Source organism: Chryseobacterium endophyticum (assembly GCF_056333165.1).
Window position 1 is genome coordinate 157,938 of sequence record NZ_JBWGXE010000006.1, and the last position, 14,871, is coordinate 172,808.

Genomic DNA, 14,871 nt, shown 5'->3' on the forward strand with positions numbered 1-14,871 from the left:
ATGGATTGGAATAATGAACCTTTGAAGCCATTGTCTTTCAATAAAGGCAGTGAAGAGCTTAAACCGCTGACTCTGGATGACGACGATGCGTTAAAGCCTCTCTCATTAGACGATAGAAAAGAGGCAGTGGATGATCATTTTGTACCTATAGCTAAAGGAAATGTTTCGGAAATTAAAAATAAGGACAGCAATTTTGTATTTTTTTTCGGAACGGCATCTTCAGGGAAGTCGGTGATTCTGGCAACCATGCTTTACTATCTGCGGTCGACAGCAGGCGTTATAAGACCGAAAATCGGTACACCCAATACGGCGGAGGCAGAAAGTTTACTCTATGATTTTTTCGACAATATCAGCAAAGGTATTTTACCGGCGGGAACCGTCAAGGATCAGGTGACAAGGCTGGATCTTGTTTTTGAGCCCAACAATAAATCAAAAAAAGTAAACCCCATTAATCTTACGTTTTTAGAAACTTCGGGCGAGAATCATAATGAAATCAGGCGGGGAGGAAATTATCACAGCAGTATAGAAACCTATCTTTCAGCCAATCTGCCGCTTACTTTTATTATAGTGACCAGCTATGAAAGCGCCCATAAAGATGATATCCTGATCAATACTTTTTTAAACAAACTTGAAAAATACGAGAAGAGATTAAGATCCGTCAATATTATTCTGGTGATTTCAAAATGGGATAAATCCGGAAGAGCCAAAGTAGAGGATTCGGCACAGCTGGATGACTTCATCAGGGAAAGACTTCCGATGACTTCTACAGCAATGGATACGTACAGCCTGGCCAAAACTTTTTATACCGTAGGCGAGCTGAATGAAGATACCAACCGGGTAACCCTCCTGAATCTTGACAGAGCCCAGAGACTGTCGGAGTGGCTCTACGAAAGCATAACGGGCTATCCGCTTTCTTATGAAGGAACTTTCTGGGAACGTATAAAATTTAGTTTTACCAATTGATGAGCAGTGTTAATCTAATCGCCTTCGGAACGTTCGGTAATCCCAATGGATTTACCCAGACTTTTTTTGCAGGAAATCCGGTTTCCGTGAAAACATTTGACATCAGAGGTCCCATCCTCGTCTATCCGGAAAGTACATTGTATTCGATCCGGAAAGAGTATAAAGACGGGACTTTCATGGTCTCTTATGCCGTGTATACTTATGCAAAGGAACCTACTTCAGCCAGGGAAGGTTCTTTTATCGGATCGGCCATCCTTTTTATTGATGAAATTGCAGAAGAGAACATTACCATACGCTGCCTGAATGAATTTCACAGCAATCTGGTTAGCAAAAACGTGGAGCATGATACAATGTCTGTAAATCATTCGGATCTTTTTTCCGTGAGTAAACTCGCCGACTTTGATAAAATTAAATTTAACCTGAAGAAAACAGATGCATTGGATTCAGCCGAAATTACCGGCAAACAGTTAATGGTCTACAGCGAAACCAATCCGTCCGTATTGCAGACCATGTTCAAAAAAGCCCTCGATTTGCTGAACGTTTACGATACGATTTATTTCACGGCAAGCCAGGATATCGTAAAATTCGTTCACCAGAAAAGTATTTTCCAATTTGTACAGAAAGACGGGTTTGAAAATGAGATTCAGAAACTGGCTGAAGAGAGAAAACGGAAAATTCAGGAAATCATTGCCGATTTTGAAAGGGAAAAATCAAGGCTGGAAGATGCTAAAAGGCAGACTTATGAAGATTGTAAATCTAAAATTGAGAAAAATAAAGAGCTGCATGCTGCAAACGCCGGGAAAATAGCGGAGTCAGAAAAAAATCTGGACAGGATTAATGATGTTTACCAGGCATTTTCCAGGAAAATCGATGAACTTTTAACCCGATTAAAGACAGCCGATGCTTCGGCCTTAAACGGCATCAGACAATCATACAAGGAAAACAAAAACATCTTCACCGAAAATATCAAAGATTTAAAAATACCCGACTTGGGAATAATTTCCGAAACGAGGCCGGCTCACAAATCCGAACCATTTCAACAGTCCGGAAATCATTTTTATAACCATTCCAGGGAAAGAGAAGAAAGGACGGATGGTTCAAATATCTACAGGATAGCAACCGTAGTTCTCTCCGTATTGCTGGCGGCGGCCATCTCAGGCTTCGTCTGGTTTTACCTGGAGACGGAGGGGAAAAATGTTCTGGACAACAATATGGTGCAGGAATTCAACAGTACACCACAACCTGAAGCAGCAGTAGAAGAACCGGTGAAAGATACGATTCCCGTACTCCGACCGGAACCCAATGCAGAGGTTGATTTTCAGATTAAAAACGAAATGAACCAAAAATTAACTCCAAATCTGAAGATTGATAGTGTAACCCGGTTTGTTTTTAAAGCCAATCCTAAAAGCATAGAATTTTTTTACAAGGATCAAAAGGCAGAATATTCGAAGTTGCTTTTTGAAAAAAATAAAGCAAGCTTTAACATTAAAAATGACGATACCATCTATATCGGAAATTTGCAGTATATACCTATTTTTAAATAACGTGAATTTGTTGATATTCAGCTTGTTTTTAGTGTTTTAAATTCTTGGGAGTACATTAAGCCCTGAAAGGGCTATATCAAAAACCCCGGGCATCGCCCGGGGTTAAATGATTAACGGAAAGTCTCAAGCCCTGAAAGGGTGTGATCGTTAAACACAGGTTGTTGTCGGGATAAACCTGCGAGATTAAATTCCTTTCTGTAAACAGGTCCCGTCTGTTGGCCTGATCTTTTCTATGAGTTTACCTCAAATAAGAAAATTTATTTTTTATAATTTTATCCGGAATAGTTTTAACTGAGTTATCACAAGCGAAAATTACCACTTTCAAAAATAAAATGGAGAAAGAAAACATCCCAAAAACAGCAGTCATTGATGGCAGTCATTTTTCTAATCTGTCAGGTTTCTATGAGGAAATCTCACAAATTTTCATGAACGATGAAGACTGGAAAGTCGGAACACTGGACGGTTTTGATGATATTCTATATGGATTTCAAGGGGGAATTATTTGGAAGAATGCTCAGAAATCAAAGAAAGATCTGGGAGTGGAGGCAACCGTAGAATTTTACGAAAATAAAATCAGGCAGGGAAAACCGTTCAACGTGGTATTGATGCAGCAAAAACTGGATGAACTGATGGCTGGAAAAGGACAGACCTTATTTGAAATCTTAGTTGAAATTATAGCATCACACAAAAGCATCAACCTGTTTTTAAACTGACTTTTATTGAGGTTTAAAAAATATATTTCCAATAAACTAAAATACCTGTGGCGACCGAAGTAAAGACCATTAACAGAACGGCTCCCGCAGAGATATCCTTGATAAAGCCGATTCGCCGGTCAAATTCCGGATGGATGATATCACATATTTTCTCGACGGCCGTGTTGAAAATTTCAGCGGCTAAAACGCTAAGACAAACGATTATTATAAGAACAGCGTCCGATATTTTCACTTCCAGATAGAAAATGAGAAAAAGATTGATAAAGAATGCCGTCACCTCAATCTGGAAATTTCTTTCACACTTTACCATCAGGAAAATACCGTGGAAAGCGTTGAAAAAACTTCTATGAACAGCCGGTTTTCGCATACAGAAAAGATATTTGCAAATATAGGGATTTGCTCAAAGAAAATCCTTATCTTTAGTCGTTGTCAATCAGACATCTTTTTATCGTAAAAATGAGGGAAAAGATCAGGTTTGGAAAACTTTTGATGGTTGTTAGTAACTCTCAGGATTATTCTTTTCCATCTGTTTTCTATTTATTATATTTGTAAAAATTTATTTTTAAATCTATGAAATTTATTATTTCAAGTGGTGAACTGCAGAAGGCTTTGCAAACTGTAAGTGGCGTGATATCAAGCTCTCAGTCGAGACCGATTTTAGAAAATTATCTTTTTGAATTAGACGGAACTCAGGTTACCATTACAGCATCCGATGGCGAGACAACTCTGGTTACTTCTCTTGAAGTAAAGTCGGATGATGCCGGTAAATTTGCCGTTCCTGCCAAGATTTTCCAGGATTTTATCAAGACGTATGGAGAACAGCCATTAACATTGGTGGTGAAAGATAATGCAGAAGGAACGGGAAGTCAGCTTGAGATTTTAGATGAAAAAGATAACTTTGCCGTAGCACTGGATAATGCAGATGATTATCCCGAGCTTCCGGAGTTTGATGCTTCACAAAGCGTTACCATGTCTGCGGGAGTTTTGTCTGAAGCGCTTACCAACACGCTTTTTGCAACCAGTAACGATTCTCTGCGTCCTGTAATGACGGGAGTTTTATTCCAGTTTGGAGAAAATGAAACGAATTTCGTTTCCACAGATTCTCACAGATTGGTGGTTTACAAAAGAAACGATCTGATGAATGCCGAACCGATGGAATTCATCATGCCTAAAAAACCGTTGAATATTTTCAAAAATATCCTGGCAAGCTCCAATGACGACGTAACCATCGACTTCAATGAGAATATGGCAAGATTTACTTTTGGAAAACATACCTGGATCTGTCGACTGATTGACGGAAAATATCCTAATTATACGGCGGTAATCCCAAAAGAAAATCCGAATGTACTGACAATCAACAGGAATCTTCTTTTAGGAGCCATCAAAAGAGCTTCCATCATGTCCAACAAATCTACCAACCAGGTAAGATTCAAACTGTCTGCAAATATCCTGCACCTTCATGCAGAAGATACGGAATATGCAAACAAGGCCGATATGCAGATCCCATGTGATTATAACGGAGAAGATATCAATATCGGTTTTAGCTCTAAATTCCTGACTGAAATGCTCACGATTCTCGGATCAGACGATATTACGATGAAGATGTCACAGCCGAACCGACCGGGGATTATTGAACCTCTTGACGGTCTTGAAGAAAATGAAAGTATCCTGATGTTATCAATGCCGGTGATCGGCTTGTAAACATTACATAAAATATAAAAAAAGAGGTTTTGGTTTTCAGAACCTCTTTTTGTTTTTAGGAGCTATTTCCCGCTATCCACTGTATCTTTTTTGTTACGGCCTCCGCTTTGCTCCATCCGCAACAAAAAAGGATGCCGTTCCTATCGGGGCTATGGTATTCTGCCCAAAAACATCAGGCGGTCTCCGCTATGAGTAATCTCAATTCTTTGAAATAAATCTGAAGTTTCTCGAATTTCAAATTTAAACAGATACTTCCGGGAACATTTAAACCAGACATATCGTGAAATAAGTTGAAAATTTTTGAACATAAGAAAACTGAAATCACCCAATATAATCCTCGTCATCAACATAAGCGGAGTTGGATAAAAAACAATAAAAAAGACATAAAATTAACTCTTAAAATCTGTTATAAATTTCTCTGTTTCTCAAAAAAACACGACATTTGTAGACTTAAAATTCAACTAAAAATTTTTCGAATATCAGATGAAACCTTAGGATTCCATTTGGTTTTAGGAAAAAATAAAAATTATCAGATGAAAATATCAAACAACTGGCTTAAAGACTATATCAAAACGGAATTGAAAACTGAAAGAATCGGTGAGTTCCTTACAGATATCGGCCTTGAAGTTGAAGGGATAGAAAAATTTGAAAGCATAAAAGGCAGCCTGGAAGGAATTGTTGTGGGTAAAGTATTGACCTGCGAAAAACATCCGAATGCAGACAAACTGAAAAAAACAACCGTAGATGTAGGAAGCGGAAAAATCCTGAATATCGTTTGCGGCGCTCCGAATGTGGAAGCAGGACAAACCGTTCCGGTGGCTGTAGTAGGAACAAAGATCTACGACAAAACAGGAAACTTTTTTGAAATCAAGGAAGCTAAAATCCGGGGAGAAGTTTCTCAGGGAATGATCTGTGCCGAAGATGAATTGGGACTGAGTGACGATCACGGGGGAATTATGGTTCTGGATGAAGAGAAATATGAAGTGGGAAAAAATTTCGCTGATTATTTTGAGATCACCAACGACGAAGTGATCGAAATCGGGTTGACACCAAACAGAACCGATGCCATGTCTCACTATGGAGTGGCAAGGGATCTTCACGCTTATCTTTCTACCAATAAGCAAAAATCTGAATTTGAAAAAGTTTCTTCAGTGGCCTTGAACAATGAAGGAAGCCATGATTTTAAGCTGGTAGTGGAAGATGCTGAACTTTGCCCAAGGTATATCGGGGCTGTCATTGAAGGCGTAAAGGTAGCAGATTCTCCGGCTTGGCTGAAAGACAGGCTGAAAGCAATCGGGCTTAGTCCGATCAATAATATTGTTGATATTACCAACTATATCCTTCACGGGTTTGGTCAGCCGCTTCACGCTTTCGATGCGGATAAAATAACCGATAAAACAGTAAAAGTAGGAACAGTAAAACAGGGAACGAAATTTACAACATTAGACGGTGTGGAAAGAACCCTGAACGGTTCTGAAATCATGATCAAGGACGGAAAAGACAATCCTATGTGTATTGCCGGAGTTTTCGGCGGTGCCGGGTCAGGGGTTTCCGGTGAAACGAAAACTATTTTCCTGGAAAGTGCTTACTTCAATCCGGTCGCGGTACGAAAAGGTGCAAAATTCCATGGATTGAATACGGATGCATCATTCAGATTTGAAAGAGGGGTCGATCCTAATATCACAAGAACCGCCATCACCCATGCCATCAAATTGATCGAAGAACTGGCTGAAGGAAAACTAACGGGCGATCTTCTTGAAGAATATCCTAAAAAAATAGAAGATCATTATGTGATCATCAGATTCTCAAAAATCGAACAGATTTTGGGAACAAAGATCCACAGGGAGAAAGTAAAAGAGATTTTAAAAGCATTGGACATTCAGGTGTTGAATGAGATTCAGAATGGTCTTGAAATTTCTGTTCCGGCTTACCGGGCAGATGTAACCAGGGAAATCGACGTGATCGAAGAGATCTTAAGAATCTACGGATACAATAAAATCGATGCGCCTCAGAAAATCTCTTTTACGCCGGTAAAACTAAATGCAAAGGATCAGGATGAGCTTGAAAACAGCTGGGCGAGAACATTGCAGAGTCTGGGCTTTAATGAAGTTATGAACAACTCTCTGACTTCCGTAAAAGACGAGACCGATGCCGTAAAGCTTTTAAATCCTTTGAGCAACGATCTTGCTTTCATGAGAAAGTCTTTACTGGAAGGTCTTCTACAGAATACGATCTACAATATCAACAGGAAAAATCAGGATATCAAATTCTTTGAATTCGGAAAAATTTATCATAAAAAAGAAAAATACGAGGAAAGAAAACAACTCGCAATTCTTGTTTCCGGAAGAGAAGTTGCAGAAAACTGGCTGCAGCAGAAATCTGCCACAAACTTCTATTACCTGAAAGCCTATGTTAAAGTTTTGTTGGAAAAGCTGGCAATTGATTATAAGGAAGTTGCCTTAGCGGACGAAAGATTTTCCGATGCGCTTTCCTATGAGGTAAACGGTAAAACTTTGGTGAGAATAGGGAAAGTAAGTCCTCAGATGCTGAAAGATTTTGATGTTGATCAGGAGTGTTTCTACGCCGAGATCGAACTTGAGCTTGCGCAAAGCCTGCGTTCGGAAAGTGAACTTAAATTTAAGGATATCCCTAGATTTAATAAAATCAGAAGAGACCTGGCTTTATTGATTGATAAGAGTGTAAACTATGAAGATCTGTATCAGATGGCCAAAAAGAATAAGTCTCCGTACATTAAAGGCATTAATCTTTTCGATGTGTATGAAGGCAAAAATCTCCCTGAAGGTAAGAAATCCTATGCCATTAGTTTTGAGCTTTTAAATGAAGAGAAAACGCTCGAAGAAAAGGAAATTACCGTAGTGATGGATTCTCTGATAAAATCTTTCCAGAAAGAATTCAACGCGGAGTTAAGAGGATAATTTACAGATAAATAGTAAGATAAAAACGGGCTTTTGCCCGTTTTTTTTATGGCCGTAAGGGTTAATATTCAAAATATTACCGGTGATTAAACACCAGTGAATCCTCCGTAAAATAGCGTTCGTACGAACAATAAAGTTTTATGAAGGCCGTTTAAATAATATTATTTCCGTAAATTTGATTTAAATCAAAAAGAAAAAAATGAAAAATCTCTTTTTAAGTATATCTATGGCAGCCGTTTTGGTCTCGTGTGGTGCGATGTCTGGTTCTGCTTCGAAAGTGGGTAAGGCCCAGCCTTCACTTACCGGTACAAAATGGGCTTTGGCTGACAATGTGAAAGGAAAAATCCCGACTTTAAATATTGACGGTGAAAAGATTACCGGAAATACGGGATGTAATAATTATTTCGGAACGGCAAAAGTAGAGCCTTCTACAGGTAATTTTTCTGCAGGGCAGATGGGTTCTACAAAGATGGCCTGTGAAAATATGAGCGTAGAAAGAAACTTTATGGATATGATGGCAAAAGCGAATAAATATGTCATCAGCGGGAATGTTCTGGAACTGTACCAGGATAATCTTCTTCTTTTGAAATTCAATAAAGCTGAATAAATACAAACAGTATAAAATAGAAAAGGAACTCATCTGAGTTCCTTTTTTATGTTTAGATTGTTATTAATCTTCCTCTTCTTCGTCGTACTTCGCCAACTCTTCATCGCACCATTTGAATGCCGCTTCTACTACTTTCGTAGCTTCATCTGCCATCGTTTCTTCGTCGTCTCCTTCAAGATCATCCAGCCATTCAACCTCTTCTTCCTCAACATTCAGGATGAATCTCGGATATTCTGTATGAACCACGAACAAATCTTCTGGAAATTCCGAATTATCTGCTAATAAAAACTTAGGTAATTTCATTTTTTTAATGTTTTAACTTTAAAATCAAAGATAATAAAATTATTGATATTTGTTCTTGTCAATTTTTATTTTTTGTAAAACTTTATTCTTCGTTAAAGTTGTTTTCTGGAGAGTATCTTTCGGCTTAAAAGTAAGGATCACATAGGGATTTATGGTGCTGATAAGTTCCGCTACCTGAATGTATTCCAGGTCTTCGACATCTTCAACATAATACTTTACAGGGCCTTTATCAAGATTTTCAGACTGTAAAAAATGTTTCATTTCCTTTCTGTTTGCCAGATAATTTCCTTTAGAAAGCCACGTAAAAGCCATTCCTGAAAGAATACTCAAAAATCCTATAACATATACTTTATCACTGAAAAGAAGGAATAGCCTTCTGAAATATACGAGCCATATCGCAAAGCTGAAAGGAGCCATCAGACGATAATCAATAGGGTTTACCGAGTAAAAATACTGGATGAAATAAGAACAAACAATCCCGGATACACTGATGAAAACAAAGAATAATTCGGTCTCGGAAAGTTTGTATTTAATGAAAAGGAAGACGATTAAAAGTATATTCAGCAGGCCAATTCCATAAATTGCATAATTAATCGGGCCTTTACCCGGATCAGCAATATGGATGAACGGGTTGAAAGTCGTGCACAATCCCTCGAAGAGCTCTTTCAAAAGTTTGGAAGTAGGGTGCAGGCCAATTTCCAGGAACTCTTTGACATAGTTTTCATTAAAATAATCGATGAATAAAAACTTATATAAAACCACAAAAGCACCACCGATCAGCCCGGAAATGATAAAACTTCGTGCGTATTCCTTTTTCCAGAAAATCAATCCGAAAAGTCCGGTTCCACCCATAAGAAATAAAGCGCTGTAACGGATATTGTAAAGTGCGATCAAATTTAATGAAAGATAGAAAATGGCCTGGCTGCCTTTGAGTTTTCCCGTAATGACCAGAGAAGAAATGTACAGAAATGAAAATACAAAAGGAAGGATCAAAGCTTCACTCATCGTGTAGGAAAATATGGAGAGAAAGCTGAAAATAGCCGTTAAAACGACGGTTTCTCTAAAGTAAAATTTCTTTTTCCAGCTAAAAAATAGGAGAAACAGGAAGGCCGAAATTCCTACAATCTTACTGCTCCAGAATTCGTCGGGACCAAAAAAAGTGAAAAATTTGATACTTAAAGGATATCCTAAGGGTGTCGTCGTGTTATCAATAGTAGGAAATACATGTGCAAATCGCATGTAGCGAATAGAGTCAGGGTTGGTTCTTCCCTTCTCATTCAGTAAAAAACGCAAAATGATCATCATTAACGTAATGATGATCATTGATATCTGGATATTTCGTTCTCTAAATTTCATGGATGGTGAAATTAGTAAATTCTTCCATGAAAATCAATCTTAAACGTAAATTTCCCTTAAAAGGTTACTTTCAAGATCTGAAATAAAAATTATTTAGAAAACATTTTTGCTACTTTCTCGGCCTTTTTACTTTCTGAATAGTCGTAGAATCCTTCTCCCGATTTTACGCCCAGTTTACCGGCAATCACCATGTTTACCAATAGCGGATTCGGAGCATATTTAGGATTTTTAAAGCCATCATACATGACATTTAAAATCGCTAGACATACATCCAGCCCGATAAAATCGGCCAACTGAAGTGGTCCCATCGGATGTGCCATTCCCAGTTTCATAACGGTATCGATTTCTTCGACACCCGCTACTCCGTTGTAAAGGGTTTCAATCGATTCGTTGATCATTGGCATCAAAATTCTGTTGGCAACAAAACCAGGATAATCATTCACTTCTACAGGAACTTTACCCAAGGTCTTGCTCATTTCATAGATCAGATCAAAAGTTTCTTTCGATGTCGAATATCCTTTAATGATTTCCACCAGTTTCATGATCGGAACAGGATTCATAAAATGCATTCCGATTACTTTGTCTGCTCTTTTGGTCGCCGCAGCAATTTTCGTGATTGAAATCGAAGAGGTATTAGTCGCCAGAATACAGTTTTCCGGGGCGAATTCATCCATCTGCCCGAAAATTTTCAGTTTTAATTCCTGATTCTCAGTAGCTGCTTCCACGATGAGATCTGCTGAAGTTACCGCGTCCTGAAGTGCGGTAAATGTTGTAATATTCCCTAAAGTTTCAGCTTTTTGTTCTTCTGTAAGGTTTCCCTTTGCAATTATTCTGTCGAGATTGGTGGTAATGGTTTTCAGCCCTTTGTCTAAAGCTTCCTGTGATACATCTACCAGATTTACTTTAAAACCGCTTTGTGCGAAAGTGTGTGCAATACCATTTCCCATGGTTCCCGCTCCAATAACTACAATGTTCTTGATCATTTTCCTTATTTAGTTTAATTAATTTATTTAATGAGTGTTAGATTTCGTGCTCTGGAAAGATCTGTTTTTTTAATGACTTTTTCTTCGTTAAAATTTACCATTCCGTCACTGTCTTTTGTTCTTGCTTTATTCTGTGTTTCAACAGCGCCTTTCAGACCCTTGATTAATCCTGCTTTTTGGGTTCTGGAAAGAAAATCGGTACCGATGTAGAGGTTGTATTCCCCTTCACGTCCAAGACCGGTTTGCTTATAGATTTCAAGGTTTTTCAGCTTGTTTTTACTTTTAAACCTGCTCAGGAAATCCCTCACCGGTTTGTCGGAAGGAGGCCCGCAGCACACGCTTGCATAGCCTACGGATAGGTAATTTTCACTTTTCTGTGCAAAGAATAGTGTGCAGGCAAATATGGCGATTGTTAAAAGTATTTTTTTCATTTTTAATGGTTTTAAAATTAAGCTTAAATTTTTACTTATTAAAATAATCCCAGACCGACTTTGAAATATCTGAAATCATTTTACAGTTCACCTCATCCGTTTCCGTTGAGTTACTGACAAATACAGCTATTGCATAATGCTTGCCATTGGGCAAAGTCACAATGCCGATTTCATTTTCAGCACCCGTTAAGCCCTCATTATTCTTTCCTGAAGCTCCCGTTTTTCTTGCGACAGGCGTGTTTTCGGGAAGCTGGGCAATTAATTTATTTTTTCCGGTAGAAGTCGACCATAATACTTTCATCAGGTAATCGGTAGATTTTTTAGAAAGTAGTTTGCCGTCATAAAATTTTTTGAGAGCATCGGTGGCAGAAGATGCTGTGCTGTAATTTTTATATTGAATATTCCAGTCTTTATGCATTTCGGCTTCATTGTATCTGATCTGAAAACCCTTTATCCCTTTGGCATCCATGAAGCGCTGAACAGTTTGCGTTTCGCCTAATAATTTCAGCATGATGTCGCAGCCGTTATTATCACTTTTGGCAACGGTGTATTCAAGGACTTCACTTAAAGGGATCTCCACGCCACCGTTAGGATATTTTTCGCGAAGCGGCGACCATGTATTTTCTAATAAATTCGTTTTGTCCAATAAAATTTTCTGATCAAGGAAGAGTTTTCCTTTATCTACATAGTCAAGAACAGTTGCTGCTATATGGAATTTAAAAACACTCTGCATCGGCATTTTTTCTTCTGCATTTTTCTTGAATGTAAAACCATTTTCAAATCCTAAAACGGAAATCGCAACTTTTGCGTTTTTACCATTGACGATCGTATTAACTTTTTGTTCCAGAACGGATTGTTGTGCGAATGTAAATACAGAGATCAGAAGAAAGATAAAACTTGTTTTTTTCATAATATTTTGTTTAAAAAGAAATCCCTCTTAGAAACTAAAAGGGATTGGCAATTTAAGATTTTTTTTACTTCAGATCTATATAATTCAGGTTTACGCCGTCATTTTCGAAAAAGATCCTGATTTTGTTTTCTCCTTTGGTAAGGTTAATGCCTTTGGCAGAAGCGGTTTTCCAGTTTTCATTTCCTCCCGTCGAAGGTAATGTAACGGTCGCTAGCTGTTTCCCGGAAGCCTCTTCAATTCTGATTTTAGCAGGAGAATTACTGGAATAATTAATGTCAAAAGTATAAGCTTTTCCTGACTTTGCTGTCAGCGTGTACTGCAGCCATTCGCCGGTTTCTGTTTTTCCTACGTAATATTGATTGTTAGCAGTTTTATAAATATCGACACCGTCATTTCTCAGCTGGTTTCCGGAATTCCATTCCGATCTTTTTTCAGGATCACTTACCCAGAGATTGATAAAATCTTTATCAAGATAAGCTGAACCCATTCTTCCCAAATCATAATCTGTTGCAGAAATTCTTCCGGGAGCAATAAGATTTTTGAAAGGTTTCGTGGAAGCATCGGTGGTCTGCCTGAACATAGCATCGATGACATCATTTTTGATTTCCACATTGCTGAACTTATAATTGTCTGCGATTTGCATTAAAACTTTTCGGGCAAATTCTTTTGAAGGTTTTTCGCCGCCGTTCTTCCAGTAATCGAGCAGTTTCTGGTATTCCGGGGTTATTTTTACGTTGGTAATTCCCGCAATGTTGTCGATCTTTTTCATCGGCCAGAATGCGTATCCGATATTATGCTTATCCAGAAGCTGGATCAATTCTGTAAACCATACGTTGGAGTTTTCTCCGGTTTCTCCCAGCCAGATCGGGATATTGTGTTTTTCCCGGAGATCAAGGGCAAACTTAAGAGTTGCGTCGTCATTATAATTCCAGTATTTGTGGAAGCTGAACACCATATTGTTGTCCCAAAGCGGCGTTAATCCATTATAATTATTTCCCCAGCCGTTTCCTTCAAGAATGATGATATGCTTTTTGTCAACAGTACGAATAGCATCCGTGATTTCTTTTTGCAGTTTCCAGAGTGGAGCATTCGACATTTCATCGGTTCCGTTCGGATTTTTTCCAGTGAAGTTGATATTTGGCTCATTAATCAGGTCGTAACCGCCGATCCATGGTTCGTCTTTGTATCTTTCTGCTAATTTTTTCCAAAGTGCGATTGTTTTTTTCTGATTTTCCTCGCTTTCCCATAGGGATGGCTTAGATTTATCATTGTCAGAAATATTTACGTCATTTCCCTGTCCGCCAGGTGCAGCATGAAGATCCAGGATCAGGTACATTTTATTGCCGGCACACCATTTCAGGAGATCGTCGGTTATTTTAAATCCTTCTTCCAGCCATGTATTCTGTCCTTTCTTAGGCTCTTTTTCGATAGGTAACGTATACAGGTTGTAGTGCATCGGAAGCCTGATTGAATTAAAACCGGCTTTTTTCAGGAAATCGATGTCCTGTTTGGTAATTCCGTTTTTAAGATAAGCTTTATAGAAGTCATTCATTCCGTCTTCGCCGATAAGCTCTGCAATTTTCTCTTTGATTTTGTATTGCGGGCCTGCAAAATCAGCTGTTTTCAGCATATATCCTTCCTGAAGCATCCATCCTCCCAGACCGAGACCTCTCAGTTGTACATTTTCGCCTTTATCATTGACGATCTTTTGCCCGTCGGTTTTTAAAAGCTGTGATGTCCCAAATTGAGACAATAAAAAAGCGGATAATAGGATGGCTCGTTTCATAGATGTTTAATTATTTAAATATTATGGGATATGTTTAAGAATGCTTATTTGACAATCACAAATATATTTAAAATTTATTAAATGAAATCTAAATATTTTAGAAGAATGAAAAGTGTGATTTAAGCAAATAAAAAGAGACTGTCTAGTGATAAACAGTCTCTTTTCGTATGTATTGTTGTCTGAATTATTTCTTCTTGTATGCAGCGTCCTTAATTCTCGCTTTTTTACCTCTAAGATCTCTGAAGTAGTAGATTCTTGATCTTCTAACTCTACCTCTTCTGTCAACTTCAATTTTCTGAAGAGCAGGCATGTTGATAGGGAATACTCTTTCTACACCTACGTCACCAGACATTTTTCTGATCGTAAAAGTTTTTGTAGAACCAGTACCTCTTAATTGGATAACTGTTCCTTTGAAGAACTGAGTTCTTGTTTTTTGACCTTCCTTAATTTCGTAATACACAGTGATGGTGTCACCCGCTTTGAATTCAGGGAATTCTTTTTTTGTAATGTACTTGTCTTGTACGTACTTTAATAAATCCATTATTAATAAATAAAATGTTAATGCTAAGCAACTTACACGGACTTCGTCAGAGGTTGAATAACAGGTTGCAAATATACAAATCTTTTTTAAAATATTC

14 protein-coding genes are annotated in these 14,871 nt (G+C 38.1%); 6 read left to right on the top strand and 8 right to left on the bottom strand.

Annotated elements, in window-relative coordinates; translation table 11 throughout:
- The 3 genes from AC0N32_RS14655 (at position 1) to AC0N32_RS14665 (ending at position 3,220) form a co-directional block, all read left to right on the top strand.
- Complete coding sequence (locus tag AC0N32_RS14655) at positions 1–963, top strand: hypothetical protein (protein WP_476394602.1); 963 nt, start codon at positions 1–3, stop codon at positions 961–963.
- Complete coding sequence (locus AC0N32_RS14660) at positions 963–2,507, top strand: zinc ribbon domain-containing protein (protein WP_476394603.1); 1,545 nt, start codon at positions 963–965, stop codon at positions 2,505–2,507. The genes AC0N32_RS14655 and AC0N32_RS14660 overlap by 1 nt, the downstream gene beginning before the upstream one ends.
- A gap of 332 nt (positions 2,508–2,839) precedes the next feature.
- Positions 2,840–3,220 carry a barstar family protein gene (locus tag AC0N32_RS14665; protein ID WP_476394604.1) on the top strand — a complete coding sequence of 127 codons (381 nt, stop codon included), beginning with the start codon at positions 2,840–2,842 and terminating at the stop codon, positions 3,218–3,220.
- A 13-nt stretch (positions 3,221–3,233) separates the two neighbouring features.
- On the opposite strand, the gene AC0N32_RS14670 is transcribed toward AC0N32_RS14665, so the two are convergent.
- A complete protein-coding gene (locus AC0N32_RS14670; protein ID WP_476394605.1) occupies positions 3,234–3,587 on the bottom strand; it encodes a diacylglycerol kinase in 354 nt (117 codons plus the stop codon).
- A gap of 203 nt (positions 3,588–3,790) precedes the next feature.
- On the opposite strand from AC0N32_RS14670, the gene dnaN reads away from it, so the two are divergent.
- The 3 genes from dnaN to AC0N32_RS14685 all read left to right on the top strand — a co-directional run bounded on the left by dnaN (position 3,791) and on the right by AC0N32_RS14685 (position 8,464).
- Positions 3,791–4,921: a DNA polymerase III subunit beta gene (gene dnaN / locus AC0N32_RS14675; protein ID WP_476394606.1), complete on the top strand. Its 1,131-nt coding sequence runs from the start codon at positions 3,791–3,793 to the stop codon at positions 4,919–4,921.
- 533 nt (positions 4,922–5,454) lie between these two features.
- Positions 5,455–7,857 (top strand): phenylalanine--tRNA ligase subunit beta, encoded by a 2,403-nt coding sequence (gene pheT, locus AC0N32_RS14680; protein WP_476394607.1) that lies wholly within the window; start codon positions 5,455–5,457, stop codon positions 7,855–7,857.
- A 199-nt stretch (positions 7,858–8,056) separates the two neighbouring features.
- Positions 8,057–8,464: an META domain-containing protein gene (locus AC0N32_RS14685; protein WP_476394608.1), complete on the top strand. Its 408-nt coding sequence runs from the start codon at positions 8,057–8,059 to the stop codon at positions 8,462–8,464.
- Between the two features lie 63 nt (positions 8,465–8,527).
- Here the strand turns inward: AC0N32_RS14685 and AC0N32_RS14690 are convergent, their stop codons facing one another.
- The 7 genes from AC0N32_RS14690 to rplS form a co-directional block, all read right to left on the bottom strand.
- Positions 8,528–8,767 (bottom strand): hypothetical protein, encoded by a 240-nt coding sequence (locus tag AC0N32_RS14690; RefSeq protein WP_002977986.1) that lies wholly within the window; start codon positions 8,765–8,767, stop codon positions 8,528–8,530.
- Positions 8,768–8,806: 39 nt separating this feature from the next.
- Complete coding sequence (locus AC0N32_RS14695; RefSeq protein WP_476394609.1) at positions 8,807–10,123, bottom strand: hypothetical protein; 1,317 nt, start codon at positions 10,121–10,123, stop codon at positions 8,807–8,809.
- An 89-nt stretch (positions 10,124–10,212) separates the two neighbouring features.
- The gene (locus tag AC0N32_RS14700; protein ID WP_476394693.1) at positions 10,213–11,103 is read right to left on the bottom strand and encodes a 3-hydroxybutyryl-CoA dehydrogenase; all 891 of its coding nucleotides are present in this window, start codon (positions 11,101–11,103) and stop codon (positions 10,213–10,215) included.
- Positions 11,104–11,129: 26 nt separating this feature from the next.
- Positions 11,130–11,537 (bottom strand): hypothetical protein, encoded by a 408-nt coding sequence (locus AC0N32_RS14705; RefSeq protein WP_476394610.1) that lies wholly within the window; start codon positions 11,535–11,537, stop codon positions 11,130–11,132.
- A 31-nt stretch (positions 11,538–11,568) separates the two neighbouring features.
- Positions 11,569–12,447: a CGA/CIA family class A beta-lactamase gene (gene bla-A / locus AC0N32_RS14710; protein ID WP_476394611.1), complete on the bottom strand. Its 879-nt coding sequence runs from the start codon at positions 12,445–12,447 to the stop codon at positions 11,569–11,571.
- Between the two features lie 64 nt (positions 12,448–12,511).
- Entirely contained in the window at positions 12,512–14,233 is a 1,722-nt protein-coding gene (locus AC0N32_RS14715; protein WP_476394612.1) for a cellulase family glycosylhydrolase, read from the bottom strand.
- Positions 14,234–14,417: 184 nt separating this feature from the next.
- Positions 14,418–14,774, bottom strand: a complete 357-nt coding sequence (gene rplS, locus AC0N32_RS14720; RefSeq protein WP_034709455.1) for a 50S ribosomal protein L19 — start codon at positions 14,772–14,774, stop codon at positions 14,418–14,420.
- Positions 14,775–14,871: the final 97 nt, after the last annotated feature.